Source organism: Pseudorhodobacter ferrugineus DSM 5888 (assembly GCF_000420745.1).
GTDB classification, from domain to species: domain Bacteria; phylum Pseudomonadota; class Alphaproteobacteria; order Rhodobacterales; family Rhodobacteraceae; genus Pseudorhodobacter; species Pseudorhodobacter ferrugineus.
The window spans coordinates 18,442-45,408 of record NZ_ATVN01000015.1; the positions used below are offsets into that span (position 1 = coordinate 18,442).

At 57.7% G+C, this 26,967-nt stretch carries 24 protein-coding genes and 1 tRNA gene; 9 read left to right on the forward strand and 16 right to left on the reverse strand.

The window, feature by feature from the left end; genetic code table 11:
* Positions 1–41: 41 nt before the first annotated feature.
* Positions 42–578, forward strand: coding sequence for a shikimate kinase (locus tag G560_RS0113370; RefSeq protein ID WP_022704812.1), 537 nt, complete (start codon positions 42–44; stop codon positions 576–578).
* Positions 579–581: 3 nt separating this feature from the next.
* Positions 582–1,697: a 3-dehydroquinate synthase gene (gene aroB / locus G560_RS0113375; protein ID WP_022704813.1), complete on the forward strand. Its 1,116-nt coding sequence runs from the start codon at positions 582–584 to the stop codon at positions 1,695–1,697.
* 46 nt (positions 1,698–1,743) lie between these two features.
* Here the strand turns inward: aroB and G560_RS0113380 are convergent, their stop codons facing one another.
* From G560_RS0113380 to G560_RS0113430, 10 genes are all read right to left on the reverse strand, one after another.
* A complete protein-coding gene (locus tag G560_RS0113380) occupies positions 1,744–2,484 on the reverse strand; it encodes an ABC transporter ATP-binding protein (RefSeq protein WP_022704814.1) in 741 nt (246 codons plus the stop codon).
* Entirely contained in the window at positions 2,481–3,338 is an 858-nt protein-coding gene (locus G560_RS0113385; protein ID WP_022704815.1) for an ABC transporter ATP-binding protein, read from the reverse strand. The genes G560_RS0113380 and G560_RS0113385 overlap by 4 nt, the downstream gene beginning before the upstream one ends.
* Positions 3,338–4,246: an ABC transporter permease gene (locus G560_RS0113390; RefSeq protein WP_022704816.1), complete on the reverse strand. Its 909-nt coding sequence runs from the start codon at positions 4,244–4,246 to the stop codon at positions 3,338–3,340. Before G560_RS0113390 ends, G560_RS0113385 begins: the two co-directional genes overlap by 1 nt.
* Positions 4,247–4,291: 45 nt before the next feature.
* Positions 4,292–5,350, reverse strand: a complete 1,059-nt coding sequence (locus G560_RS0113395; protein WP_022704817.1) for an ABC transporter permease — start codon at positions 5,348–5,350, stop codon at positions 4,292–4,294.
* Positions 5,350–6,945 (reverse strand): ABC transporter substrate-binding protein, encoded by a 1,596-nt coding sequence (locus tag G560_RS0113400; protein ID WP_022704818.1) that lies wholly within the window; start codon positions 6,943–6,945, stop codon positions 5,350–5,352. Before G560_RS0113400 ends, G560_RS0113395 begins: the two co-directional genes overlap by 1 nt.
* A 50-nt stretch (positions 6,946–6,995) precedes the next feature.
* On the reverse strand, positions 6,996–8,057 hold the full coding sequence (locus tag G560_RS0113405; RefSeq protein ID WP_022704819.1) for a dipeptidase: 1,062 nt from the start codon (positions 8,055–8,057) through the stop codon (positions 6,996–6,998).
* Positions 8,058–8,202: 145 nt separating this feature from the next.
* Positions 8,203–9,420, reverse strand: a complete 1,218-nt coding sequence (locus G560_RS0113410; RefSeq protein WP_022704820.1) for an NAD(P)/FAD-dependent oxidoreductase — start codon at positions 9,418–9,420, stop codon at positions 8,203–8,205.
* Positions 9,421–9,685: 265 nt separating this feature from the next.
* A complete protein-coding gene (locus G560_RS0113420) occupies positions 9,686–10,027 on the reverse strand; it encodes a hypothetical protein (RefSeq protein WP_022704822.1) in 342 nt (113 codons plus the stop codon).
* Between the two features lie 425 nt (positions 10,028–10,452).
* Positions 10,453–10,902 (reverse strand): hypothetical protein, encoded by a 450-nt coding sequence (locus tag G560_RS0113425; RefSeq protein ID WP_022704823.1) that lies wholly within the window; start codon positions 10,900–10,902, stop codon positions 10,453–10,455.
* 445 nt (positions 10,903–11,347) lie between these two features.
* Positions 11,348–11,422, reverse strand: a tRNA-Gln gene (locus G560_RS0113430).
* A 128-nt stretch (positions 11,423–11,550) separates the two neighbouring features.
* Between G560_RS0113430 and G560_RS0113435 the strand changes: the two genes are divergently transcribed.
* Positions 11,551–12,726: a BaiN/RdsA family NAD(P)/FAD-dependent oxidoreductase gene (locus tag G560_RS0113435; RefSeq protein ID WP_022704824.1), complete on the forward strand. Its 1,176-nt coding sequence runs from the start codon at positions 11,551–11,553 to the stop codon at positions 12,724–12,726.
* Positions 12,727–12,874: 148 nt separating this feature from the next.
* Here the strand turns inward: G560_RS0113435 and G560_RS0113440 are convergent, their stop codons facing one another.
* Positions 12,875–14,239 carry an ISNCY family transposase gene (locus G560_RS0113440; protein WP_028914081.1) on the reverse strand — a complete coding sequence of 455 codons (1,365 nt, stop codon included), beginning with the start codon at positions 14,237–14,239 and terminating at the stop codon, positions 12,875–12,877.
* A gap of 195 nt (positions 14,240–14,434) precedes the next feature.
* Here G560_RS0113440 and G560_RS0113445 point away from each other — a divergent pair, with 195 nt between their 5' ends.
* Both G560_RS0113445 and G560_RS19320 read left to right on the forward strand, forming a co-directional pair.
* Positions 14,435–14,878, forward strand: a complete 444-nt coding sequence (locus G560_RS0113445) for a GNAT family N-acetyltransferase (protein ID WP_022704826.1) — start codon at positions 14,435–14,437, stop codon at positions 14,876–14,878.
* Between the two features lie 96 nt (positions 14,879–14,974).
* Positions 14,975–16,732 (forward strand): SulP family inorganic anion transporter, encoded by a 1,758-nt coding sequence (locus G560_RS19320; RefSeq protein ID WP_231575910.1) that lies wholly within the window; start codon positions 14,975–14,977, stop codon positions 16,730–16,732.
* A gap of 255 nt (positions 16,733–16,987) precedes the next feature.
* Here G560_RS19320 and tsf read toward each other — a convergent pair whose 3' ends face one another.
* A complete protein-coding gene (tsf, locus tag G560_RS0113460; protein WP_022704829.1) occupies positions 16,988–17,863 on the reverse strand; it encodes a translation elongation factor Ts in 876 nt (291 codons plus the stop codon).
* 73 nt (positions 17,864–17,936) lie between these two features.
* Positions 17,937–18,704, reverse strand: coding sequence for a 30S ribosomal protein S2 (gene rpsB / locus G560_RS0113465; RefSeq protein ID WP_022704830.1), 768 nt, complete (start codon positions 18,702–18,704; stop codon positions 17,937–17,939).
* Between the two features lie 306 nt (positions 18,705–19,010).
* Between rpsB and G560_RS0113470 the strand changes: the two genes are divergently transcribed.
* The 3 genes from G560_RS0113470 (at position 19,011) to G560_RS0113480 (ending at position 21,708) form a co-directional block, all read left to right on the forward strand.
* Entirely contained in the window at positions 19,011–19,904 is an 894-nt protein-coding gene (locus tag G560_RS0113470; protein WP_022704832.1) for a PfkB family carbohydrate kinase, read from the forward strand.
* The gene (locus G560_RS0113475) at positions 19,901–20,827 is read left to right on the forward strand and encodes a pseudouridine-5'-phosphate glycosidase (protein ID WP_022704833.1); all 927 of its coding nucleotides are present in this window, start codon (positions 19,901–19,903) and stop codon (positions 20,825–20,827) included. The genes G560_RS0113470 and G560_RS0113475 overlap by 4 nt, the downstream gene beginning before the upstream one ends.
* 83 nt (positions 20,828–20,910) lie before the next feature.
* Complete coding sequence (locus tag G560_RS0113480) at positions 20,911–21,708, forward strand: DUF502 domain-containing protein (protein ID WP_022704834.1); 798 nt, start codon at positions 20,911–20,913, stop codon at positions 21,706–21,708.
* Here the strand turns inward: G560_RS0113480 and G560_RS0113485 are convergent.
* From G560_RS0113485 to G560_RS0113495, 3 genes are all read right to left on the reverse strand, one after another.
* Positions 21,697–22,734, reverse strand: coding sequence for a patatin-like phospholipase family protein (locus tag G560_RS0113485; protein WP_022704835.1), 1,038 nt, complete (start codon positions 22,732–22,734; stop codon positions 21,697–21,699). The genes G560_RS0113480 and G560_RS0113485 overlap by 12 nt on opposite strands.
* Positions 22,731–23,504, reverse strand: coding sequence for a 3-hydroxybutyrate dehydrogenase (locus tag G560_RS0113490; protein ID WP_022704836.1), 774 nt, complete (start codon positions 23,502–23,504; stop codon positions 22,731–22,733). The genes G560_RS0113485 and G560_RS0113490 overlap by 4 nt, the downstream gene beginning before the upstream one ends.
* Before the next feature lie 150 nt (positions 23,505–23,654).
* The gene (locus G560_RS0113495) at positions 23,655–24,839 is read right to left on the reverse strand and encodes a Hint domain-containing protein (protein ID WP_022704837.1); all 1,185 of its coding nucleotides are present in this window, start codon (positions 24,837–24,839) and stop codon (positions 23,655–23,657) included.
* Between the two features lie 278 nt (positions 24,840–25,117).
* On the opposite strand from G560_RS0113495, the gene G560_RS0113500 reads away from it, so the two are divergent.
* Entirely contained in the window at positions 25,118–26,932 is a 1,815-nt protein-coding gene (locus G560_RS0113500) for an extracellular solute-binding protein (RefSeq protein ID WP_028914085.1), read from the forward strand.
* The last annotated feature ends 35 nt before the right edge of the window (positions 26,933–26,967 follow it).

A 26,967-nucleotide genomic window follows, 5' to 3' on the forward strand; every position in this document is an offset into this window, starting at 1 on the left:
GGGTTAGTCAGGATAGAGTGCGTAAGGGGGTGGCGTTGGGGATGGGGTTGAAGAAATCTGTCGTCATGGTTGGGATGATGGGGTCGGGTAAAACCGCCGTCGGCACACAGCTGGCGCGGCTTTTGTCTGTGCCGTTTATCGATTCCGATGATGCCATTGTGTCTGCCGCGAACCGCAGTATTGCCGAGATTTTTGAGCGTGATGGCGAGCCGTTTTTCAGGGAAAAAGAAACCCAAGTTATCACGCGGTTGCTGGAAGGGCCTGCCTGTATTTTATCAACCGGCGGGGGCGCGTTCATGTCGGCGGTCAACCGTGATTTGATTGCCGCCAAAGGGGTTTCGGTGTGGTTGCGGGCGGATGTGGAACTGTTGTGGCAACGGGTGCGGCACAAAACGACGCGGCCTTTGCTGCGCACGGCGAACCCGCGCGCGACCTTGAAAGAGATTTATGACGTGCGGGTGCCGGTCTATGCGCTGGCCGATCTGGCGGTGGACGCCGAGGTTGATTTGTCGATTGATGCGATGGCGCGGCGGGTGAAAGAGGCGTTGTTGACCCGCGCCGATGTTTGGGAAGGATAGCCGATGCAGGCCGATGTCGTTCGGGTGGATTTGGGTGCGCGCAGCTATGATGTGCGGATCGCTGACGGGTTGATTGACCGCGCAGGCACCGAGATCGCGCCGTTTTTGCGCCGTGCCCGTGTGGCGATTGTCACCGATGAAACCGTGGGCGCGCTGCATCTGGCGCGGTTGCAAGCGGCATTGACCGCGCAGGGGATAGACAGTTCGGCGCTGGCGCTGCCTGCGGGCGAAGGCACCAAGGCCTGGCCACAATTTTCGCGCTGCGTGGAATGGTTGCTGGACCAAAAGGTTGAACGCAAGGATCTGGTTATCGCCTTTGGGGGCGGGGTTATTGGTGATTTGGTGGGCTTTGCGGCGGCAGTGTTGCGGCGCGGGGTGGGTTTCGTGCAAATCCCCACGTCGCTGCTGGCGCAGGTCGACAGTTCGGTCGGCGGCAAGACGGGGATCAACGCGCCGCAAGGCAAGAACCTGATTGGCGCGTTTCATCAACCGACTTTGGTTTTGGCCGATATTGGCTTGCTGGGAACGCTGACGCCGCGCGACTTTTTGTCGGGCTATGGCGAGGTGGCCAAGTATGGGCTGCTGGGCGATGAAGGGTTTTTTGGCTGGCTAGAGGCGAACGGGCCAGCGCTGGCGGCGGGTGATGTGGCGTTGCGGCAGCATGCGGTGCGCCGGTCGGTTGAGATGAAAGCCGAGATTGTAGCGCGCGATGAAACCGAGGAAGGCGACCGCGCGCTGTTGAACCTTGGGCACACGTTTTGCCATGCGCTGGAACAGGCCACGGGCTATGGCGACCGATTGCTGCACGGTGAAGGCGTGGCGGTAGGTTGCGCCTTGGCGTTTGAATTGAGCATGCGCTTGGGCCTGTGCAGCCAAGAGGCCCCAAGCCGTGTGCGCGCACATTTGCGGGCCATGGGGATGAAGGTGGATATCGCCGATATTGCGGGCGATTTGCCATCGGCCGAAGGGTTGCTGGACCTGATGGGGCAGGACAAAAAGGTGGTGGACGGGCAGTTGCGGTTTATCTTGTCGCGCGGCATTGGCCACAGCTTTGTGGCCAGCGATGTGCCAAGCGATGTGGTTTTGACGCTGCTGAAGGATGCGCTGCGCGGACGTTAAGGTGTTGCGTTAGCTTCACCTTGCAGTGCGTTGATTTATATTAATTTTACACTGATGCTGCCAACAGGCTTTGCGAATAGGGGTGCTTGGCTTCCATTTTGCGCAAGGTTTCCACGCCCATAATCTCGACAATCTGACCGTTTTGCATCACGGCCAGCCGTTCGCACATATGCCCCACGACCGACAGGTCATGCGACACCATCACATAGGTCAGGCCACGGTCACGGCGCAGATCGACCAGCAGGTTCAGGATTTCGGCTTGTACCGAGACGTCCAAGGCGGAGGTCGGCTCGTCCAACAGCAAAAGTTCCGGTTCGGGGGCCAAGGCGCGGGCGATGGCGACGCGTTGGCGTTGACCGCCAGAGAGTTGGTGCGGATAGCGGAAGCGGAATTTCTGACCCAAGCCCACGTCATCCAGCAGTTTGACCACGCGGGCATCAATATCGCCAAAACCGTGCAAATGCAGAGTTTCGCCCAGCACTTGGTCCACCGAATGGCGGGGGTGAAGCGAGGCATAGGGGTCTTGGAACACCATCTGCACGGTTTTATAAAACGCCTTGGGCCGCTGTTTGGAAAGCGCTGTGCCATCCACCGCCATGCCGCCAGACCACAAGGGCGCAAGGCCGGAAATGGCGCGCAGGATGGTGGATTTGCCCGATCCGCTTTCGCCCACCAGCCCAAAACTTTCGCCGCGTGCCACGGTGAAGGTGGCCCCTTTGACGGCATCCACACGGTCGCGGCCATGACCGAACCAGACGTTCAGATCGTTGATGTCCAGCATGCTCATACTCGGCCACTCACGCTTGGGGCCTGCGCCCACGCGGGGTCACGCTTAAGCACTTCCAAATGGTCGCGGGGTGCGTCGAGGCGGGGCAGGGAGTTTAGCAAGCCGCGCGTGTAGGGGTGTTTGGCCTCTGACAATTTATCCGCCTGACATATTTCAACAATCCGGCCTGCATACATGATTAAAACACGGTCGCAAAAATCGGCCACGAGGTTCAAGTCGTGGCTGATAAAGATCAGGCCCATGCCGCGATCCTTGACCAGCTTGTCCATGATATCAAGGACTTGACGCTGGACTGACACATCAAGCGCGCTGGTCGGTTCATCGGCGATCAGAATTTCGGGGTTCGGGATCAGCATCATCGCGATCATGATCCGCTGGCCCATGCCGCCCGACATTTCATGCGGATAGGCGCGCATCACGCGGTCGGCGTCGCGGATCGACACGGCCTCTAGCATCTCGACCGCCTTGGCATAGGCTTGGGTCTTGCTTGCGCGGTTGTGTTGGCGGTACGCCTCAATGATCTGGTCGCCGATGGTCATCACGGGGTTAAGCGAAAACTTGGGGTCTTGCATCACCATCGAAATGCGTTGGCCGCGTACGGCGCGCATTTCTTTTTCGGACTTGCCCATCAAGTCGACGCCGCCGAGGCTGATTTGCTTGGCCTCGACTATCCCCGGGGGCCGTATCAGGCGCAGAATGGCGCGGCCGGTCATGGATTTGCCAGAGCCGCTTTCGCCCACAATGCCTAACCGTTCGCGGCCAAGGGTAAAGGACACGCCGCGCACGGCATCGAACACGCCTTGGCGGGACGGAAATTTGACCCAGAGGTCTTGGACATCCAACAAAGTATCCATCATTCGCCGCCTTTCGGGTCAAGCACATCACGCAACCCGTCGCCCAGCAGGTTGAAGGCCAGCGATACGGTGAAAATGGCAAGGCCGGGCATGGTGGCGACCCACCAATGGTCAAGGATAAAGCGCCGCCCTTCGGAAATCATCGCGCCCCATTCAGGGCTGGGGGGCTGTGCGCCAAGGCCAAGAAACCCAAGGCCAGCGGCGGCGAGGATGATGCCCGCCATATCCAGCGTGACGCGGACGATAAGCGAAGAGATACACAGCGGCCAGATGTGGCGCGTGATAATGCGCATGGCACCTGCGCCTTGCAGTTGGATGGCCGAAATGTAGTCGGCGGCGCGGATGGTCAGGGTTTCGGCCCGTGCGATGCGGGCGTAAGGCGGCCAAGCGGTGAGGGAAATGGCGAGGACGGCGTTTTCAATGCCCGCGCCAAGGGCGGCCACAAAGGCGAGGGCAAGGACAAGGCGCGGGAAGGCCAGAAAAATATCGGTGATGCGCATAAGGACAACATCGACCCAGCCGCCGACATAGCCCGAAACGGTACCGACCAGCAGGCCGACAACGGGCGCGATCAAGGCCACGAGAGCCACGATATACAGGGTTATCCGGCTGCCATAGATCAGGCGCGAGAGGATATCGCGGCCCAAACTGTCGGTGCCAAGGATGTGGCTTTCGGTGCCCAAGGGGGCAAGGCGATTGCCGAGGTCTTGGACAAACGGGTCATGTGGCGACAAGATTGGCGCAAAGGCCGCGATGCCGACGAGGGCAAGCAGGATCCACAAGCCGATCATCGCCATCGTATTGCCGCGAAACGACAGCCAGCCTTGGTAAATCGCCGACAATTTGGCATGTCTGCGCGAGGTGGGGGTATCGGTTAGCAGCCATTGCCGCAGGGTTTGATCGGCCATTACAAGGGCTTCCTATTCTTTCGCATGGGACTTTTTGGCACGGCTTTACTTCGCACGGGGGTCAAAGACCTTGTAAAGCAGGTCCGAGAGGATGTTCAGCAAGATGAACACAAGGCCCACGACGACCGTGCCGCCCAGAACCGCATTCATATCGGCCGACAAAAGGGCGGTGGTGATATAGCTGCCGATGCCTGGCCAGCTAAAGATAATTTCGGTCAGAACCGACCCTTCCAGCAGGCCTGCGTAGGACAGCGCGATCACGGTGATTAGCTGCACGCGGATGTTGCGAAAGGCGTGTTTCCAGACCACATCCCATTCCGACATGCCTTTAACGCGGGCGGTGGTGATGTATTCGGCGCTGAGCTGTTCCAGCATGAAACTGCGGGTCATCCGGCTGATATAGGCCAGCGAGTAATAGCCGAGCAAAGACGCGGGCAGGACGATATGGCTGAAGGCGTCTTTCAGAACGGTCCAGTTGCGGTCGAGGAGACTGTCGACAAGGATCATGCCGGTCACAGAGGGGACAATATCTTCGTAAAATATGCTGACGCGGCCCGGGCCACCGACCCAACCGAGCATGCCGTAAAAGATCAACAGGCCCATCAGACCCAGCCAAAAAATCGGCATGGAATATCCCACCAGCGCTACAACACGGGCGACTTGGTCGATCCATGATCCTTTGCGCACTGCGGCAACAACGCCCAAGGGCACGCCCAAAACGATGCCAAAGAACACGCCAAGCGTGGCCAGTTCCAGCGTGGCGGGGAAAACCCGCGCGATATCTTCGGACACGGGGCGCGCGTTCAGCAGCGACATGCCGAAATCGCCGTGCAGCACATCCCAGACGTAATAGGCGAATTGTACAATCACCGGCTTATCCAGCCCAAGCTGCAAGAACACGGCATCATAGGTGGATTGTGACGCGCGTTCACCCACAATCGCCAAAACCGGATCAATCGGCATGACCCGTCCGATGATAAAGGTAATAAAAACAAGGCCCAGCATCGTCACAGCGATGGAGCCTATGGTTTTCAGCGTAGCGGTGACCCAGCGGGGCAGGGAGGCGCGATTGCGCGCGCCCCCCTCGTTTTCGGCCAATGCCATTACTTCGTGACTTTGCTGTAGTCAGCGGCGCTGATCGCCTGACCTGTGGTGAAGTTCATCACATTGTCACGCACGCCGTTTTGCTCGGACTGCTGGAACATCATGACAAAAGGCGATTCGTCACGGAACTTTGCCTGCAATTCATTATACATCGCGATCCGCTTTTCGGTGTCGACCTCTTGGACCGCGGCCTCGGTCATCGGGTTGAATTCGGATGTGTCCCACGCCAGACGCCATGCCAGATAGCCAGTGCCCTGCGCCTCTAGGCTGTTGTCGGGGTTATAGGCAAAAGTGCCTGCGTTGGTTTGCGGATCTGGGTAATCCGGGCCCCAGGATTCCAGCGACAAATCCAGTTCCCGCGCGCGGTAACGGTCTAGGATCTGCGAGCCGGTGCCAACGGTGATGTTGACTTTCACCCCTGCTTGGGCGGCAGTATTTTGAAACGACTGCGCCATTTCAATGCGTTCTTGCGCCTCACGCACACCGATTTCGACCTCAAGGTTTTCAACCCCTGCGGCGGCCAGCAATTCCTTGGCCTTTTCGATGTTCAGGCTGAACGGGTTCTCGGTCGACGCGCCCAGATAGGTTTTGGGCAAGAAGTTTTGATGCGTGGCCCATTGACCGTTGAGGAAGCTGTTTTGCATGCCTTCATAGTCGATCAGGTACTTGAACGCCTGGCGCACTTCGGGCTTGGACAGGACCGGATGGGTCTGGTTCAGGCCCATATACATCAAACGGCCTTTCAGCTCTTCTTGCACCTTGACGCCGGGGGCATTGCGCACGCCTGCGACATCTTCGGGGTTCAGGTTGCGGGCGACGTCAATATCGCCGGCCTCAAGCAGCAAACGCTGGCTGGCGGATTCGGCCACATGGCGCACGATCACACGTTCCATCGTAGGGGCGCCGCCGTAATAGCCAGGGAAGGCCTGCAAGGTGACGGACTCATTCGGCTTCCAGCTGACAAGGCTGTAGGCGCCCGAGCCTGCGGTGTTGGTGTTCAGCCAGCCATTGCCCATGTCGCCGTCGACTTCATTGGCCATGGCGGTTTTCATGTCGATAACCGAGCCGATGGTGGCGGTCAGGCAGTTCAGCACAAAGGATGTCGCATAGCGTTTGTCGGTGGTGATAGTCACGGTGTTGCCATCGGCCTTGATGGTGTCCGCCACGTTTTCAGGGGTAAAGCCGAATTGTGTCAGGATGAACGCAGGTGTTTTGTTCAAAATCACCGCGCGGCGCAGCGACCATGCGGCATCTTCTGCTGTCACGGGGTTGCCGGACTGGAACATCACGCCTTCGCGCATGGTGAAGGTGATGGATTTGCCATCTTCGGACACGACCCAGCTTTCGGCCAGATCGGGCACATAGCCTTTGTCAAAATCCAAGGGGTCAAAATTGACCAGCTTGCTGTAAACGTTCTGGTTCACGTCCGAGCCTGCAAATTCAAAGCTTTGCGCAGGGTCCATAGATTTGATGTCATCAATCCGGTTGGCGATGACCAGCATGTTGGCAGGGGTTTCGGCGACCACGGCCACCGAGGTAAAGCTGAGTGCCACGGCCATCGTGGCCCCGGCCAGTGTGTTTTTCCAAATTGTCATAGTATCAACCTCTCTGTTGTGATTCACATAATCGGGGTGCAGGGCAGGGGTTAGCCCCCCCAGGTTTTCTCGAGCACCCGAAGCCAGTTTCCGTGGCACAGCTTGGCAATCAGTGCTGCACCATATCCGTGTTGTTCCATCGCATCGCGCAAAACCGGCAAGCCGGACACGCGGGTCACATCTTGCGGCACCACGGCACCGTCGTAATCGGACCCAAGGCCCACGCGGTCTTCGCCCACCTGTGCGATCAAATGGTCGAGATGCCGGATCATCTGTGACATCGGCACATCTGCCAGCATCTTGCCATCATCTCGCAAGAAAGCCACCGCAAAGTTCAAACCGACCATGCCGTCGCTGTCCTTGATCGCCGCAAGCTGCTTGTCGGTCAGGTTGCGGCTGTGCGGGCAAATCACATGGGCGTTGGAATGGGTGGCGACCAAGGGCGCATCCGACAGGCGCGCGACATCCCAAAACCCTGCCTCGTTCAGATGCGACAGATCCAGCATGATGCCAAGGTCATTGCAGCGTTTGACCAGCCGTTTGCCTGTATCGGTCAGCCCATCGCCCGTATCGGGGCTGGACGGATAGCGGAAGGGCACGCCGTGGCCGAAAATGGTCGGGCGGCTCCATACCGGACCGATGGACCGCAGGCCCGATTGATACAGCACCTCAAGCGTGTGGAAATCGGGGTCAATCGCCTCGGCCCCTTCGATGTGAAAGATGGCGGCCATAATGCCTGCGGCCATGGCTGCGCGGATATCGGCCACCGTGCGGCAGATTTTCAGCGCACCCAGACGTTCCATTTCAAACAGAATGGCAGATTGTGCCATGACCACGGGAATAGCGTCCGCATAAGGAATTTCATCGGGCAGAACCAGCTGATATTCCGGCTTGGTCATTTCCTCGAACTTCAGGGCAAGGTCGGTGGGTGAAGGGACGTAGACCGCAAAGAACCCGCCCGCAAAACCGCCCGCCTTGGCCGCAGGCACATCAACCGCACCTGCGCATCCGGTCAGAAAACTTGCTGCCGCAGACACGCCGCCTGCGCGGTACAGTTTCAAAAGCACGTCATTGTGGCCATCAAAAATGGGTGGGTGCAGGTTGGCAGTCATATAAAGGTTCCCCGTTGGCTTGCCGGTACGCTACGCCAATTTCAGCGATGGTCCAGCCTTAAACCGATTACCCCAGACAAAAAATAACCATTTGATAAAAAAACAGGGGTTGGGTTGGGATAAAATGGCGGCGCAGTGGGGCAGACTAAATGATAGCCTTTTCCAAATAGGGCTGGTTGCGCAAAACGCGGTCAAACCCAAGTGGTGACAGGTCCAGACTGCGGTAGCCGCCATAGACCAGCCATTCGGCGGTGCCACGCCCCATTGCAGGGGATTGTTGCAGCCCGTGACCTGAAAAACCGTTCAGGAACAGAAAGTTATTAATGTCATGATGCGGCCCGACGATGGCGTTTTTGTCCAGCGTGTTCATATCATAATGGCCAACCCATTCGCGGATCACCTTGATCGCCTCGAACTGCGGGACGCGGGTGGCGATGGCAGGCCAGATGTGGTCTTGCCAGATCGTATGGTCCATTTCGAAATCTGTTTGATCGACAGCGGGGTCATAATCGGCGTGGCCGCCCGCCATATAGGTGGTTTTGCCGTCTTGGCGGAAATGCACACCTGATGGGTCAATGGTCAGGGGCAGGGGGCGGTCAAGCGGCTGTTCGGCGGTAAAAATCCAAGTAAAGCGTTTGCGGGGTTCAATCGGAATATCTATGCCTGCCATAGCTGCGGTCTTGGCCCCGCGTGTACCCGAAGCGTTGACAAGCTGGCCGCAAGCGATGGTTTCGCCGGTCGCCAAGGTGATTCTGTCGACACGGCTACCCGTAGGGTTTTTGGTGATCGCCACGACCTCATTCGCGATATATTCGGCGCCTTTGGCCCGCGCGCCACGGCGGAACATATCAAACAGGGTGATCCCGTCGAAATAGCCCTCATCCACCGTGTTGATGCTGCCCAAGGTCAGGTCATCGACGGCATAGAACGGATAGGCGGCTTTGATCTGATCGGGGGTCATAAGCTGCGTCGCGGCCCCTGCGGCCACTTGCACCTTATGGCTGGCGCGGAGCACATCTGCAAAGGCCGCGCTGTTGGCCAGATACATATAGCCGAAATTCTGGATGGTCAGCTTGGGCGCGTCAGAGCCCATAAAGCGCGGCAGATTTTGCACAAATTCCGCGCCGAATTGCGAAATTTTGACATTCAGCCCGGTGGAAAACTGTTGGCGGATACAGGAATTGGTGTGCGAGGTCGCGGCAAATTCGTAACTGGGGTCGCGTTCGACAACCAGAACCGTGCCGTTGAAATCAGGGTTCTGGGCCAAAAACCAAGCTGTCGATGATCCCATCATCGCGCCGCCCACAATCACCACATCATAAGACGCCCGTGCGGGCCTCTCCGTCTTTGCCACCTGTGTCATGTCTACCCTCTGGACCGTGCAAGACCCGCCTAGGGTTGCTGGCAAAGTTACAGCGCCGATTGCGCGCCTTTGCAAGCCGAAACAGCAAGATGCAGAGGTCTTGGGCGTTTTTGGCCGGGTGGGCGATCCGTGAAAACCGGGTGCTGCGCGCGTATCACAAGCCCGCCCCCGCAGGCCCAACCTGACGGGCCAACGGGGGAAGACACTTGATGTCACGCAGTGTTACAGTGTGCTTTGAACTTCTGCTGGGCTTGGTGTGGCCAGCTTAGCAGCTGCCTCCACCCCCTTGCGCTTCGGCTTGCAAGGCGTCTTTTACCGCATCCGCGCAATTCCCGCCAACACAGCGCACCCAATTGCCGTGAACATTGACTTGGGTTGTCGGTTTTAAATTGGAGTTGAACGGCTCAAGCACCCGTGTCGGAAAGGACTTGCCATTGACCGAGATAGGCTTGCGCGGCACAGCCTTTGGCGCGGGACCAAAAATGGTCGGCGGATTTTTTGTGGCATCAAAACCATCGCCATTTGGAATAACGGCACCACACCCCGATACTGCGGTAAGACCAACCATACAAACAACCGCAAGAACATTTTTAGAGATAAGACCCATGATCAACTCCTGTGTTTGGGACAAAAGGAGTCTATGCCAGATCGGGAAATTTATCGTTGATTCACATCAAGATTGATGAATGTGTTTGGAGGTTTTTACCCGAGTGTTGGACTTTAAACGGACCGCAGATCTGATAGCAGGACGGGGCCTTAGCGTGCTTGCTGTGGGCCCGAGCAGCTAGATGGAAACGCCAACAAAGGTGGGGCTGGATTTCCAAACTTGGCGCAAGACGGCAAAGGGGGAAGGGATGTCCGAACAGGCTTGGGGGGCAGCGGAGGGGTCGGTCATTCCATATTCAGGGGACAAAGCCCGCTGGTCAGCGTGATCCGAACAGCATCCTTGCGAAGTTCATCCGTCCTGACTGTGCCCGTGGTTCATCTCCTTTGCTGCACATTACACTATCAAAGGAGAGGCAATGACCTATGCTAGAACAACAGTTTATAGACATTCCCGTTGGTGTCGGTAGCCCGGCCTGTGCCGCTGGCGGTGCCCGATCCGATGGTGAAATTGCCTTGCACGCGGGTGCCGTCGTTGCACACAGCGTAGATCTCGCCATTGTTCACGCCCGGAACCGATTTGCGCTCGGTTCCGATGCGCCCGCCTGTATCGCGCAGGGTCAATGACACGCCGCGGGTTTGCGAGATGACCTTGGGCGACAGCGATGACCATGTGCCCTTGCACTTTAGCTTGCCCGGCAGCCGGAAAGTGACCTCACCCGAGGTCTTGTCGGTGTCGGTGGCAGTCGCCTTGATGACGCGCGATGGCTCGGACACGGCAATCGGACCTTCGAGCGGATAGAACAGCATGTCGCTGCTGTTGCCCCCACAGGCGGCCAGCGGCAACAGAACAAGCAGGGCAAAGCGGCGGATTGACATAGCTGTTGGGGGCTCCGGTTTGCATCTGGCGCGACGCAGGTGTGAAACGGGAAAGATGGCTAGGGTGCTAGGTTTAAAAGCCTGAGGCTGGTCTGTTGCCGAAACACTTTAGGATACGCTGAGGGTGGGGCGACGGGTTGAGTGATCGAGGGCTGGAAAGGCATGGCGAATTTATGATCTTCGCCCCGTAAACACATCGGAACGGATCGCTGAAACGAGGGATAGGGACATATTTTCCTCCAAAACTTCACCGACCAGAAGGCCCCAAAGGCAGCATAAAGTAAAGTCATCCCGCGCTTTGAAAACCTGATCTGTTGAAACTAAGTAATATATGACGATTTTCGGTTACCGAACTCTTTTATATGAAGACTCCACTCGGGCGCCCCTCAAAGCAATTGGTCAGCAAAACATCTATAATTAAAGGTTTTCAACCATCTAAGATGATTGGCTGGGGCGGTAGGATTCGAACCTACGGTACACGGTACCAAAAACCGATGCCTTACCACTTGGCCACGCCCCAACTTCGGCGGTATTTAGCGAAGGCCGCCGTGGGCCGCAAGAGGCATTTGGTGAAAAAAGCATATCTAATTTTTCTGTGCCAAACTGCCCCGTTGCGGTGGGGGCGCGCAGGCCTTAACAGGTTGGGTTATGCAGGTAGATGTAGCAATCATTGGGGCAGGGGCCGCGGGCATGTTTTGCGCGGTTGAGGCGGCGCGGCGCGGCAAGCGGGTTCTGTTGATCGAGGGCGCTGCGGCGCCGGGCGAAAAGATTCGCATTTCTGGCGGGGGGCGCTGCAATTTCACGAATCTGGGAATCGCGGCGGATCGGTTTGTGTCAGAAAACCCGCGTTTTGCGCTGTCGGCGTTGAAACGCTATACCCAATGGGATTTTATCGCGCGGATTGAAGGTGCGGGCATTGCCTGGCATGAAAAGACATTGGGGCAGCTGTTTTGCGACGGGTCGGCCAAACAGATTGTCGCCATGCTTGTGGCAGATCTTGAAGAATCTGGCGCAACGCTTTGGTTAAAAACGGAAATATCAGATGTTCAGCAGGCCAAAACTGGCTTTCGGATTGCCACCTCGCGCGGGGTGGTGCAGGCGGAAAAGCTGGTAATGGCTTGCGGTGGCAAGTCTATTCCCAAGATGGGGGCGACCAGTTTCGGCTATAAAGTCGCTGAACAATTCGGGCTTGGCATTGTGGAAACGCGGCCCGGTTTGGTGCCGCTGACCTTTGCCGAACAAGAGCTGGAGCCGTTGAAACCGCTGGCGGGGGTATCGGTCACGGGGTCGGTTGCAACCGGCAAAACGCGGTTTGACGAGGCGCTTTTGTTCACCCATCGCGGCCTGTCTGGGCCTGCGGTGCTGCAAATTTCAAGCTATTGGCGCGAAGGGCAACCGATTTCGGTCGATCTGTCGGGGCAAACCGATGCCGGCGCGCATTTGCGCGAGATGCGCGGGCAGGCGGGGCGGATCGCCATTCGTACGGCACTGGCCCAAATTCTGCCCGAACGCCTTGCGCGCTATATCGAGGATATCAGCGCCACCACCGGCAATCTGGCGGATCAATCCAACGCCACGCTGGACCGGATTGCGGGGCTTGTGCATGGGTTGGAGATGCGACCCGTGGGCACCGAAGGATACCGCACCGCCGAGGTGACATTGGGCGGCGTGACCACGGACGCGCTGGATGCCCGGACGATGGAGGCGAAAACCGTGCCGGGGCTTTACTTTATTGGTGAGGTTGTCGACGTAACCGGTTGGCTGGGCGGGTATAATTTTCAATGGGCGTGGTCATCGGGCTGGGCTGCGGGGCAAGCGGTTTAGGGGCCTGCTTGGACCATCTGATGTTGCAACCAAGTTGAACTGTCCTTCCGCCAACAAAGTAGAAATGTCCCACTTGGTTATGTGTAAGCAGGGCTGGGCAGGGCGGAGACGTCATATATCGTAGCCCTGAACAGCCCTGTGGGTTGGATCATTCGGCGGCGTGCGATGCAGCCATCTCAGCGCGTTCTTTTGCGCGTCGGGCTAGTTTGGAGTTCCAGCCGTCGTTCCGTTTGCCGGTTGGCTTATAGCGCGTCGCTTGCTTGCCAGCCCGGCGCTTTTTTGGAGCCGCTTTGTCCTGTTCAGCTTTGATATGTTCCAGGACTGCACTGAGGCGCTTATTCTCAGTGATCGCTGCATGGGTGACCCGCTGGTCTTTGTCGAAGACTGAGTAGGGGATCGACACACCCTTCCAGCGCACCTCAAATTGGCCGTCGGGGAAGGCGAAGGTGTCCACGTATTTGCCTGGCAGATCACGCGTCATCTCGTTCTCGGCCAGAATGATCCGCTTGCGCTCGTAGGAAAACGCCAATTGAGGGCCCACCACGCGTTCATCGCGGTAACAGAACACATCCCGCAACAGGTCCGGTTCAATGTTCATGGGGCGATGCAGGTTGTCTGCACGGCGCGGTGCCTTTGCGAACTTGGCGTTATAGCGTTCGGTGAAACCCAGCAGGAACGCATTGGCAGCCTCCATATCTGAGATGCCTTCAAGCCTAAGTTCTTTGACCAAACGATCCTGCAAGGTGCGGTTGGCACGCTCAACACGACCTTTGGCCTGAGAGCTGTTTGCACAAAGAATCTCGATGTTTAGCTCGTTCAATGCACGTCCGAACTGGGTCATGCCATGGCCCGATTTGGCCGATTGATTGGCAACACGGAACACCGTGTGCTTGTCAGAATAGAACGCCACAGGCCGACCATGTGCCGCGAGATATAAATCCAGTGCTTCAAAGTAGCTGAAGGTGCTCTCAGACGTCACAAACCGCAGCTGCATCAATGTACTGGTCGCGTCGTCGATGAACACGAGCAGGGTGCAAGCAGGTCCACGATCTTCAAGCCAGCGATGGTCCGAGCCGTCGATCTGGATCAACTCACCCAGACATTCCCGGCGAAGACGCGGTTGGTGAAATGTCCTGCGTTGCTTGCGGCTTAACCAGATCCCGGCGTCCTGCATCCACTTGCGCAGCGTCTCACGTGACACCTTCAGCCCATGATCTTCCGCAAGCTTCTCAGCTGCAAAAGTTGGGCCAAAGTCGATGTAGTTCTCGCGGACCAGCGTCACCGCAAACGCACGCACCGCAGGATCGATCCGGTTGTTGGACCGGCGACCACGTGCCTTATGGCGGATCGCTGCCGGGCCTTCAGTCTGGAAGTCCTTCAGCAATCGATGTACTTGTCGTCGGCTCAAATCCAGCACTTTGGCCGCTGTCACAGCCGTCATCCGGCCTTGTGTCACTTGGCTCAGTACTTCAATGCGGTTCAGTTCGCGTTCGCTCATGATCACCCATCCCACGGCCACACTCCAATCCTGCTTGATCAACAGGGAAGTGTGACACTTCTACTTTGCAGATGTGGGACATTCTAACTTTGCGGCGACATCTGAATATCCGATAATCAATATTATGTAATATAATGATGTATTGAATCCCTTGTATTTAGGGCTTTTCCCCAATCTATTGCCCAAAGATCCAATATAAAGGCCGCCCTGATGTCCCTGACCATCCGTCCACCAATGCCCGCCGACCGCACCACTTGGGATATGCTCTATCAAAGCTATGCCACGTTTTACAATGTCGCGCAAACGCCTGCGATGCGTGACACGGTTTGGTCTTGGCTGATGGATGATGCAAACCCCGTGCGCGGATTGGTGGCCGAAGGTTCGGCGGGTTTGGTGGGCCTTGCGCATTTCCGGCCCTTTGCGCGGCCATTGTCGGCATCCACCGGCGGTTTTCTGGATGATTTGTTTGTGGCGCCTGCTGGCCGTGGCCAAGGCGTTGCCGATGCGCTGATCGGGGCCTTGCGCGATCATGGTCGTGCGCAGGGTTGGACGGTTATTCGCTGGATCACAGCCGATGATAACTACCGCGCAAGGGCTGTCTATGACCGGCTGGCGGATAAGACAAAATGGGCGACCTATGACATTAATTTGTGATCCCTGCCCCGAAATGATGCTTCCAACACATTCAAATCTTGTAATGTGTCGGATAACCTTTACATAGACGCAAAGCCGTTTTGCAGGAGCCGCCCAGTGCGCCGTTATTTTCCCATTCTGACATGGTCGCGCAGCTATTCGCGCGACACGCTGACCAGCGACCTTGTGGCGGCGCTGATTGTCACGATCATGCTGATCCCGCAATCGCTGGCCTATGCGCTGCTTGCGGGCCTGCCGGCGCAGGTTGGGCTTTACGCCTCGATCCTGCCTTTGGTGATTTACGGCATCTTCGGGACCTCGCGCACCTTGGCCGTGGGGCCTGTGGCTGTGGCATCGCTAATGACCGCGGCGGCGGTGGGCAAACTGGCGGCCCAAGGCACGCCCGAATATTACGGTGCAGCGATTGCGCTGGCCTTTTTATCGGGGTTGATGCTGTTGGGTATGGGGTTTTTGCGGCTTGGGTTTATCGCCAATTTCCTGAGCCATCCGGTGATTTCGGGGTTTATCACGGCGTCGGGGCTGATCATCGCCGCCGGGCAAGTGCCGCATTTGCTGGGGATAAAGGCCAAGGGCGAAACCTTGCCCGAGTTGTTGCACCAGATATTTGCCCACTTGTCCGGTCTGAATGTCTTTACGCTGATCCTTGGCGCGGGGGCTGTGGGGTTTTTGTTCTGGTCGCGCAAGCATTTGAAATCATGGCTTTTGGCGCGGCAGGTTTCACCTAACATGGCCACCATCCTGACCCGTGCAGCCCCTGTGGCGGCAGTGGTTGCCACCACTTTGGTCACTTATCTGTTCGGCCTTGATGGGCGCGGTGTGGCCGTTGTGGGCACCGTACCGCAAGGGTTGCCCGTGCCAACCTTGCCGCCGTTCGACCTTGATCTATGGGCGCAAATCGCTGTGCCTGCGTTGCTGATTGCGATTGTGGGCTATGTTGAAACCATTTCGGTGGCGCAAACGCTGGCCGCCAAACGCCGTCAGCGGATTGACCCCAATCAGGAATTGATTGCCCTTGGCGCCTGTAATGTCGGCTCGGCCATGTCGGGCGGGTTTCCGGTGACGGGTGGGTTTTCGCGGTCGGTCGTGAATTTCGATGCCGGGGCGCAGACCCCTGCGGCAGGTGCCTTTACCGCGATTGGCATGGCGCTGGCCACGGTGTTTCTGACCCCTGCCCTGTTCTATTTGCCCAAGGCGACGCTGGCCGCGACCATCATCCTTGCGGTGTTGACGCTGGTCGATCTGGGCGCCATTCGCCGCACATGGGCCTATAGCCGCACGGACGGCGCTGCGATGATTGCGACCATCCTTGTGACGCTGGCGATGGGCGTGGAATCGGGGATCCTTGCAGGGGTGGCGCTGTCGCTGTTTTTGCACCTCTACCGCACCTCGCGCCCGCATGTGGCGATTGTGGGCCAAGTGCCTGGGACCGAGCATTTCCGCAATGTCGACCGCCATGCCGTGATTACAGCCCCTGATGTGCTGACCGTGCGGGTCGATGAAAGCCTGTATTTCCCCAACGCGCGGTTCCTTGAGGATTTTGTGCAGGATAAAATTGCCGCCAATACCGCGATCCGCCACTTGATCCTGATGTTTCCGGCGGTGAATGAGGTGGACAGCTCGGCGCTGGAAAGCCTTGAGGCGATCAACCAGATGCTGAAAGCATCGAACGTCACCTTGCACATGTCCGAGGTGAAAGGCCCTGTGATGGACCGCCTGCGCCGGAGTCATTTTATGGCTGATTTAACGGGCGAGGTATTTTTGACCCAATATGACGCAATGGCGCATTTGGCCCCTGATTTGACCGCGAAAACCCTTGCCGCCTGCCGCCGTGACACGGTTCGCAGCGCAATATAGGCCGCTATGGCCCCTAAACCTGTCTTTTTAGTCAGGTTTGCTGTTCAATTGTGGATTTACGTAAGGGAATGCCGTACGATTGATCATACCCGAAACAACTGGCGTTACGCCATCGGGGCAGGTTCATGTGGCGCTGGATCGCTATTTCGATTTATCCAAATGAAACCGACTGCCGGTATAGGTTCCGGTCAAGGACAAAGGAAAACGGCCCAGAGCGATCTGGGCCGTTTTTTTTGCAGTCAAAAGCGTTAAGCCTTAGCCAGCCAAAGTTTTCGCAACTTCTGCCGCGAAATCTTCTTCTTTTTTCTCGATGCCTTCGCCAACCGCGACACGCACAAAGGCCAGCACTTCAACGCCAGCGTCTTTCGCAGCTTGTGCCACAGTGATTTCTGGGTTCATCGCAAACTTTTGGCCCAGCAAAGTCACTTCTTCCATGTACTTTGCCATGCGGCCCACGATCATCTTTTCGATCACGGCCTCTGGCTTGCCAGACTCGCGCGCTTGCTCGGTCAGCACGTTCTTTTCACGCTCGACCAGTATCGGGTCCAGGTCTTTTTCGGACAAGGATGCAGGGTTGAAGGCCGCGATGTGCATGGCGATCTGCTTGGCAATCCCGTTGTCGGTGCCTTTCACAGCAACCAACACACCGATTTTGCCCATGCCATCGGCGGCTGCGTTGTGCACATAGGCCGCAACAGCATCGCCTTCAATCACAGCCATACGGCGGAGCGAGATTTTTTCGCCGATCACAGCGGTGGCCGACGAAACAGTCTCATCAACTGTTTTGCCACCAACATGGGCTGCTGCCAGCTCTTCCACAGTTGCAACACCAAGGGCGGCTTGGGTGATACCCGCAACCAGCTTTTGGAAATCTGCGTTTTTGGCAACGAAATCGGTTTCCGAGTTCACTTCGACAGCCACACCGCGGCCACCTGAAACGGCAACGCCTACCAAACCTTCGGCCGCAATGCGGTCGGCTTTTTTGGCGGCTTTGGCCAGACCTTTGGTGCGCAACCAATCGATTGCGGCTTCCATGTCGCCCTCAACCTCGGTCAGCGCTTTTTTCGCATCCATCATCCCTGCGCCAGACATTTCGCGCAGTTCTTTCACCATTTGTGCGGTGATCGCCATCGTGGCTCTCCTCATATCAAGTGGAAAATCCGGCGGGGATTGCCCGCGCCGGATCAATGAAGTTCAAAAGGCCTCAGGCCTCGGCAGCGTCTGCAACAGCCTCTTCAACCGGCGCATCTTCCAAAGCACCAAGGTCGATCCCGGCTGCACCCATCTGGGCGGACATACCGTCGAGGGCTGCGCGCGAAATCAGGTCGCAATAGAGCGCAATCGCGCGGGCCGCGTCGTCGTTGCCCGGGATCACATAATCAACGCCCTTTGGGCTGCAGTTGGTATCAACCACGGCCACAACCGGAATGCCCAATTTCTTGGCTTCCAGAATGGCGAGGTCTTCCTTGCCAACATCGATGATAAAGATCAGGTCGGGAACGCCGCCCATTTCACGGATCCCGCCGAGCGAGGCCTGAAGCTTGCCCTGCTCGCGTTCCATGTTCAGTCGCTCTTTTTTGGTCAAGCCTTCGGCGCCGTTGGCCATCAGCTCGTCATACTGCTTGAGGCGCTGGATCGACTGGGAAACGGTTTTCCAGTTGGTCAGCGTGCCACCCAACCAGCGGTGGTTCATGTAGAACTGCGCCGATTTTTCAGCCGCTTCTGCCACAGCTTTTTGGGCCTGACGCTTGGTGCCGACGAACAAAATCCGGCCGCCCTTGGCGACCGTGTCGCGCACAACTTTCAGCGCCTGATCCAACATTGGAACAGTCTGCGTCAAATCGAGAATGTGAATGCCGTTGCGGTCGCCATAGATGTACTCACCCATCTTTGGGTTCCAGCGTGCGGTCTGGTGACCGTAGTGAACGCCAGCTTCCAAAAGCTGACGCATGGTGAACTCGGGAAGAGCCATGCCGTTATCCTTTTCCGGTTTAATCCTCGGCAGGGCCGTCTTTAGAACAAATGTTCCAACCGGCGGACCAAACGGGATTTCTCCCCGTCAGGCCCAAGCCCCACCTGTGAAAGTGCGCAGGCCTTACCGCGCCATGTACCCGATTACAAGGCCCCTTCCCCAGCTTTGCACCCGTCCCCACCGTTTTTTGAGTATTTGGGCAAAGATGAAACCAGTCCGCCTTTCTTTTCGGTCAAAAATATCCCCGCCGGAGGCTCCGTCGCTTCACCCTTGCGCAAGTGTCGGGTTTGGGTGAAAACCCGCAACATGAATACACCTGATATCCTTTGCATTGGTTCCGTCCTATGGGATGTGATTGGCCGCTCGCCTGCGTCGATGCGGTTGGGGTCTGACGTTCCAGGGCGGATCACACGACTGCCAGGGGGCGTGGCGCTGAATATCGCGATGACGCTGGCGCGGTTCGGGGTGCGGCCTGCGCTTTTGTCAGCCGTGGGGCGCGACCCCGAAGGGGACGAACTGGTCGCGCGCTGTGCGGAAATGGGTTTGATTACGGACAGCCTGTACCGGTCCGATGATTTGCCCACGGATATTTACATGGCCATTGAAGGGGCGAACGGGTTGATCGCCGCGATCGCCGATGCGCATTCGCTGGAGGCGGCAGGCGACAAGATCTTGCGCCCGCTGGCCGATGGGCGTTTGGGGCGTGCCGATGCGCCCTATCAAGGCGTGATCGCGTTGGATGGCAATCTGACCCAAACCCTTTTGGCGCAAATCGCGACCTCGCCCCTGTTTGCCGCTGCCGATTTGCGTGTGGCCCCTGCCAGCCCGGGCAAGGCCGAACGGTTGTTGCCATTGTTGGCGCACCCGACTGCGACGCTTTATGTAAACTTAGAGGAAGCGGGTTTACTGGCAAAGTCGCCCTTTACCACTGCCGCCGATGCGGCCCTTGGCTTGCTTGCCCGCGGGGCTGCGCGCGTGTTGGTCACGGATGGTGGCAAAACCTGCGCCGAAGGCACACAAGGTCAAGGTGTCATTACCGCCGCGCCGCCGCAGGTGATGGTCACCCGCGTCACGGGGGCGGGCGATACGTTTATGGCCGCCCATATTGTTGCCACCCGCAGTGGCGCCACACGGCAAGACGCGCTGGACCGTGCGATTTTGGCCGCCGCAGATTATGTATCCGGAGATATAGAGACATGACAAACGCCCCTTTGACGATCCTGCCCGAAGTGGCCGATGCCTTGGCCCGTGGTGGCCCCGTTGTCGCGCTGGAAAGCACGATCATCACCCACGGCATGCCCTTTCCGCAAAATATCGAGATGGCCGCACAGGTGGAACAAGACATCCGCGATGCGGGTGCCATTCCGGCCACCATTGCCGTGATGGCGGGCAAAATCCACATTGGTTTGTCGCCGCAGCAGCTTGAAAAGCTTGGGCAAACGCCGGATGCGCGCAAGCTGTCACGGGCCGATATGGCGGCGTGTCTGGTGTCGGGTGATACGGGGGCTACGACGGTTGCGGCCACAATGATCGGCGCGCGGCTGGCGGGGATTGACGTGTTTGCCACGGGCGGGATTGGCGGCGTGCATCGCGGGGCCGAAACCAGTTTTGATATTTCTGCCGATTTGCAGGAACTGGCGCAGACCCCCGTCACGGTGATTGCTGCAGGGGCAAAGGCCATTCTGGACATCCCAAAAACGCTGGAGGTGCTGGAAACCCTTGGCGTGCCAGTCATCGCATATGGTCAATCCGAAATGCCTGCCTTTTGGGCCCGCGCGTCGGGCCTGATGGCGCCTTTGCGCTTTGATACGGCGGGCGAAATTGCTGCCGCCCATCTGATGCGCGCGCGGCTTGGCCTGACGGGCGGGCAATTGGTCGCCAACCCGATTCCCTTGGCCGATGAAATCCCCCTGCCCCAGATCCTGCCGATGATCGAACAGGCGCTGGCCGAGGCGGTGGCCCAAGGGATTGCGGCAAAGTCGGTCACGCCATTTTTGCTTGACCGTATCTTTGCGCTGACACAAGGTCGCTCGCTGACCGCAAACATCGCCCTTGTGCGCAACAATGCGCGTTTGGGGGCGGAAATTGCCGTGGCGATCAGCAAAGCACGTATAAACCCCTGACGCGCAGGCGCTTTGCCGCCGCTTTACCATTGTAAACGCGCCGTGCCGCCCTTAGGTTGCTTGGCGTCCAAAAGGGGCCCGACATGACCAACCAGAACCCTGCACCGCTAAAGAAACGTGGCCTGTTTGCGGGCTTGCGCACCAGTTTTCTGACCGGTTTGGTGGTGGTTTTGCCCATCGCCCTGACGCTCTATCTGATCTGGACGGTGACGGGCTGGATTGACGGGTTTGTGTTGCCGTTTATCCCCGAAAAGTACCAGCCGTCGGAATGGTTCGGCTATTGGTTTTGCCCCTCGCCGTTTGAACCCGCCACAGGGATCAGCCGCTTTTGGGCGTCAGACCCCACTAAACCGCCATTTTTCTGCAAGGAAAACGGGATCAACCTGCGCGGCACGGGTGTTATTATCTTTCTTGTGTTCACCATCTTCATGGGCTGGATCGCGCGCGGCATCATCGGGCGGTCGTTTTTGAACTGGGCCGAACGGCTGGTCGACCGCACGCCTGTGGTGCGCACCATTTACAGCGGTATCAAGCAAATCGCAGAAACCGTGTTCGCGCAAACCGATCAGAATTTTGAAAAGGCTTGTCTGGTTGAATACCCGAAAGAGGGGATTTGGGCGATTGGCTTTATTTCCACCAGCGCCAAGGGCGAGATCGCGGCGAAATTCCCTGAACACGCCGAAATGCTGTCGGTGTTTTTGCCCACCACGCCCAACCCGACCTCGGGTTTTTTGCTGTTCGTGCCCAGCACCGATGTACGGATGCTGGATATGAAGATCGAAGACGCGGCCAAGCTTATTATTTCGGCGGGCCTTGTCTATCCCAATGGCAAGGACAAAGACGGCGTGGCGATTACCCAGCCAAGCGGGTCAGTCGAGTAAGGCCAGCGGGTCAACAGTGCCGCGCTTGCCCAAAGCGTCGCGGTGATTGGTCAAAAACTGGTCCGCCGCCGCCTGCCCCGCCGCCTTGAGCCGCTCAAGCAGCGCAGGTGTCGGCAGCAGTTTGCTGCTGGCGGTCAGGTCGTTCATCAGCACGTCATCGGCAATCAGATGCAGCGCCACATCTTTCATGCTGCCCGGTTCCAATGCCCCCGAGCCGAGCAAGCGTTTCACAAAGGCCATCGCCCGCAAATCGCGCAATAAAGGCGCGTTAAAACTGATCTCGTTTATCCGGTCCTGAATTTCCAAAGGTGTTTTTGGCACGCGGTCGCGGTGAATAGGGTTGATCGCCACGATGATAAGATCGTCTGGCAAGCCCTTGTCGTACAACGGAAAAAGCGCTGGATTGCCGGAATATCCGCCATCCCACCATGCGTCCATTTCGCCCGTCACGGGGTCCGGCACCACCACCGCTTGAAACGCAGTGGGCAAACATCCCGAGGCCAAAATCGCATCAGGGGTGATGTTTTTTCCTGTAAACACCCCCGCCTTGCCGCTGCGGACATTGGTGGCACAGACAAACAGCCGTGGCCCCGCATCAGCGCAAACCTTGGAAAAATCGAACGCCGCCACCACAGGGGCCAGCGGGTTTTTCCACGCATCCCCAAGGGCATAGGGTGAAAACAACTGCGCCGCGATCCCTTGGGGCGAGGTGTTGAAGGCGGTTTCCCATGCGTTTGTCACGGCGGCTGCAAAGGGCAAAACCGGCTGCATCCATGCGCCCAAACGCATATCGCTTAAGGTGCCAACCTGCGCCCAAAGCTGATCCAGCGCCAAACGTGCGCCTGCTCGCCCATCTTGCGCCATGCCCGCCTTGAACGCGGCCCCATTCAACGCACCCGCCGAAGTGCCGGAAATAGCTGCAATTTCAAGCCACTCTTCGTCCAGCAGCCGGTCCAGCACGCCCCAAGTGAAGGCGCCATGCGCGCCGCCGCCTTGTAGGGCAAGGTTTACGCGGACGGTTTTCACATCGCGGTCCAGCCACCATCGACCGAGAGTGTGGTGCCGGTGATCTGGTCCGCAGCAGGGGAACACAAAAACGCAACCGTGCCCCCGATTTGCGCCGTTGTGGCAAACTGGCGGCTGGGTTGGCGTTCCAGCATCACCTGTTTGATCACGGTTTCGCGGTCCATCCCGTGCTTTTTCATCTGGTCGGGGATTTGCGCCTCGACCAATGGGGTCAGCACATAGCCGGGGCAAACGGCATTGCAGGTAATCCCTGCGCCTGCGGTTTCCAGTGCCGTCACCTTGGACAGGCCGACCACCCCGTGCTTTGCCGCGACATAGGCCGATTTATAAGGGCTGGCGGTTAAACCATGCGCCGAGGCCACGTTGACAATCCGGCCCCAGCCCTTGGCGCGCATCAAAGGCAAGGCGGCCGCCGTTGTGTGAAAGGCCGAGGACATGTTGATCGCAATAATGGCGTTCCACTTGTCGGTCGGAAACTCCTCAATCGCGGCGACATATTGGATGCCCGCGTTATTGACCAAAATATCGCAGACCCCCGCCTGTTCTATCAGCGCGCGGCAGGCTGCGGCATCGGACATATCCGCCTGAATATAGCGCACCGATACCCCATGTTCGGCGGCGATTTCAGCGGCCAGTGCGTGATCTTCATCACGGTTGGTGAAAGAGTTGATCACCACATCCGCCCCTGCGCGCGCCAGTTCATGCGCAACGCCAAGCCCGATGCCTGAATTTGATCCCGTTACAACTGCGGTTTTTCCTGCAAGTGACATCTGCGCCTCCGTTATTTTGCTAGTGCAGCAATAACGCAAAGCGGTTTCGGAATCGAGCCATCATTGGGCAAAAGCGGGTTTTGGCGCTATGGTCGGATCGCCCTTCTTAATTCATTGAAATGGTTCATGGATATGGATTGACCGCTGCAATCACGCGGCTGTGCTGTGCAACGCCGCCGTTGCGGGCTTGGCGATTTCACCGAAAACGGCCCGCGCTGTCCAACGGTCCAGCTCGGGATAGGCCAAAACCATTCTGTGTTTGCGGTCCAAAGTACGGCGCGCGGCAAAGCCCATCGCGTTGCGGGTGATCGGGCTGACATACAGGCTTTCAACGCGCGCACCATCGGCCAGTATCACCTCATGCTGGGCGAACAACAGGTTGTAAAACCCAAGGTTTGGCAGAGGTGCGACCGTGATGCCGCCAAGCCCTGCAATATGTGCCACCACCGCAAAGGCCCCATCATATCCCGTCAACAGCTCTAACTTTGGGCCATCAAGATAGATCCTGTGTTGCCCCGATAGAACCAAATCGCGCGCATTGCCAAGCACACCTTTGGGGACGGTGACGACCGGCCCATCGCCCGCGGCCGAGGCAACCAAGGCAAGCAAGGGTTGGAACCCGTGATCCTGGGTCCAGATCAGCTGCCCTGCGCGCAGGTTTTCGACGCGGCGATAGCCCTTGTAGGTTAGAACGCGGGTCCCTGCCCCCAAACACATCGCCGCAAATTCCAAGGTATTGATGGCAAAGTTTTCCCAAGCCTGGCTATTTTCATTATAGTAGTCCATCGGAATGCCGTAATATTGCACCGACCCTGCCCCGAAATCATAGACAAAGCCGACGGCCTTGCTTTCGTCATTATCACCCAGCGTCATTAGCACGGTCGCACCGGGGGGCAAGCTGGCCGCATTGACATAGCCGTGCGTTGTATAGTTCCCGCCATCAAGCGAGGCATCGGTGATAATGCCGCCAGCACCGTTGCCCAAATCCGCCTCTCCTGCGGCGGTCAGGTTTGCATCTGCCGTTGTGGCGCGCACATGGGTCAGGCTGGTTCCAGGCAAAATGAGTTGCGGGTTGGCGACGCCGGTAGCACGGTCAAAGATCACCATGTTCATGCCGTTATTCACCGCAGCGGTGATATCGGGCATCCGGCCCAAAAATTCGGCATTAAATCCCGAATTGTCACCGTTCCAAACATAGAGCGCGTCAATCCCTGCAAGTTGCGCGCTGCTTGGGTCGAAAATCTCAATCGGGTTGTGGCCCGCTGCGATGATATCATCGCGCATTCCGGCCATGCCTTGGCCGCTGTCCATCGAATAATAGCCAATATTCGCCATCGTCCAGCACTTTGCCCCCATTGATCGCACCATCGTGCAGGCAAAGTCTGAAAAAGCTGTGAATCCTGATAAGAGACCGCAATTTGCCAAAAAAAAACGCCAGCACGAGGCTGGCGTTAAGTTATTGAGGCAGGTTTCATACAGGCAAGAAACCTATCGAGCAGTTCCTACTTTATACGCGCTAAGTTGCCTGTGGCCAAGTTAAAAGTTTGAAAATCCACATAACCATCCGTAGTATCAGGACCAATAGATCATGGGGTTTAAGGATTGTTGCCGGAATGAAACATCAATTTTTCGCGATACGGCACAGTCTAATGGCAACCGTTTTGCTTTGTGTCGCAGCGATTCCCGCCCTTGCAGACCCCAAACATGGCATAGCTATGTATGGCGACCCTGCCCTTCCACCTGATTTTGTGTCCCTCCCCTATGCAAACCCTGCAGCCCCTGCGGGCGGGCGCATCATTTTTGGCGAATCGGGCAGCTTTGATTCCCTTAATCCGTTCATCCTGAAAGGGCGGGCCCCTTGGGGGCAGTCGGGGTTAACCTCGGAAACCCTTTTGGGCCGGTCTTATGACGAACCTTTCACGCTTTACGGGCTTTTGGCCGAATCGGTAGAGACAGACGACGCGCGGACTTACGTCGAATTTACCCTTAATCCGGCGGCAACCTTTTCCGATGGCAGCCCCGTGACCGCCGAAGATGTGCTGTGGACCTTTGAAACCTTGGGCACTGTCGGCCACCCGCGTTATCTGAATTCTTGGAAAAAGATCGCAACAGCCGAAATCTCTGGCCCGCGGTCTGTCAAGTTCACCTTCAATACGCCGGACCGCGAATTGCCGCTGATCCTTGGCCTGCGCCCCGTGCTGCAAAAGGCGCAATGGGCGGGCAAGGATTTCACAGAATCGACGCTTGAGGCCCCTATCGGATCTGGCCCCTATACGGTTGGGGCGTATGAGGCGGGGCGGTTTATTTCCTTTGTCAAAAACCCGAATTGGTGGGGCCGCGATTTGGCCTTTAACAAAGGCCGCCACAACCTTGACGCAGTGCGCTACGAGTTTTTTGGCGATGATGGTGTGGTGTTTGAGGCGTTCAAGGCGGGCGAGATCACCAGCTACCGCGAAACCAATGCCGCCAAATGGGCCGAACAATACAGCTTTCCTGCGGTCATGTCCGGCGCGATTGTGAAATCGGAAATCCCGCATTCCCGCCCGTCGGGCATCGACGGCTTTGTCATGAACACACGGCGCGCGCAATTTGCCGATTGGCGGGTGCGCGAGGCGATGATCCTTGCGTTCAACTTTGAACAGATCAACACCACCGTCACGGGGGGCACGGCCCCGCGCATCCAGTCGTATTTTTCAAACTCGGTGCTTGGCATGGCCACGGGTACGCCTGCGCAAGGCCGTGAATTGGAATTGCTGCAACCCTTTGCCGCCGATCTGATCCCAGGTGTGATTGACGGCTATGCCTTGCCCGTGGCCGACAGTGCGACCAACCGCAAAAACATCCGCGCCGCCAAGGCGTTGTTGGAACAGGCGGGCTGGGTGGCCGATGACAGTGGGGTGTTGAAAAACGCCCAAGGGCAGGCCTTTGCCTTTGACATCTTGCTGACCAATGGCGCGTCCGAGGTGGCCACCATCGCCAATATGTATATCGAGGCGCTGAAACCCCTTGGAATCACCGCCACGCTGACCACGATTGACAGTGCGCAGATGACCGAACGCACCAATGCCTATGATTTTGACATGACCCATATGATCCGCAACATGTCGCTGTCACCGGGCAATGAGCAAACCTTTTACTGGGGTGCTGCGGGCGTGACCGAGCCGGGCAGTCGCAACCTGATGGGCATGAATGTGCCCGCCGCCGAGGCGATGATTGCAACCTTGCTGAACGCGACGAGCCAAGAAGATTTCATCGCCGCCACCCATGCGCTTGACCGGATTTTGACCGCAGGGCGCTATGTCGTGCCGTTCTGGTATGCAAAAACTTCGCGTCTGGCCCATGCAAAGGAATTGAAATACCCTACAACCTTGCCGATTTATGGCGATTGGCCGGGGTTCCAGCCCGATGTCTGGTGGTATGAAAACTAAGATCCGCCCAAACGCCCTTAGGCGGCGGACAACAT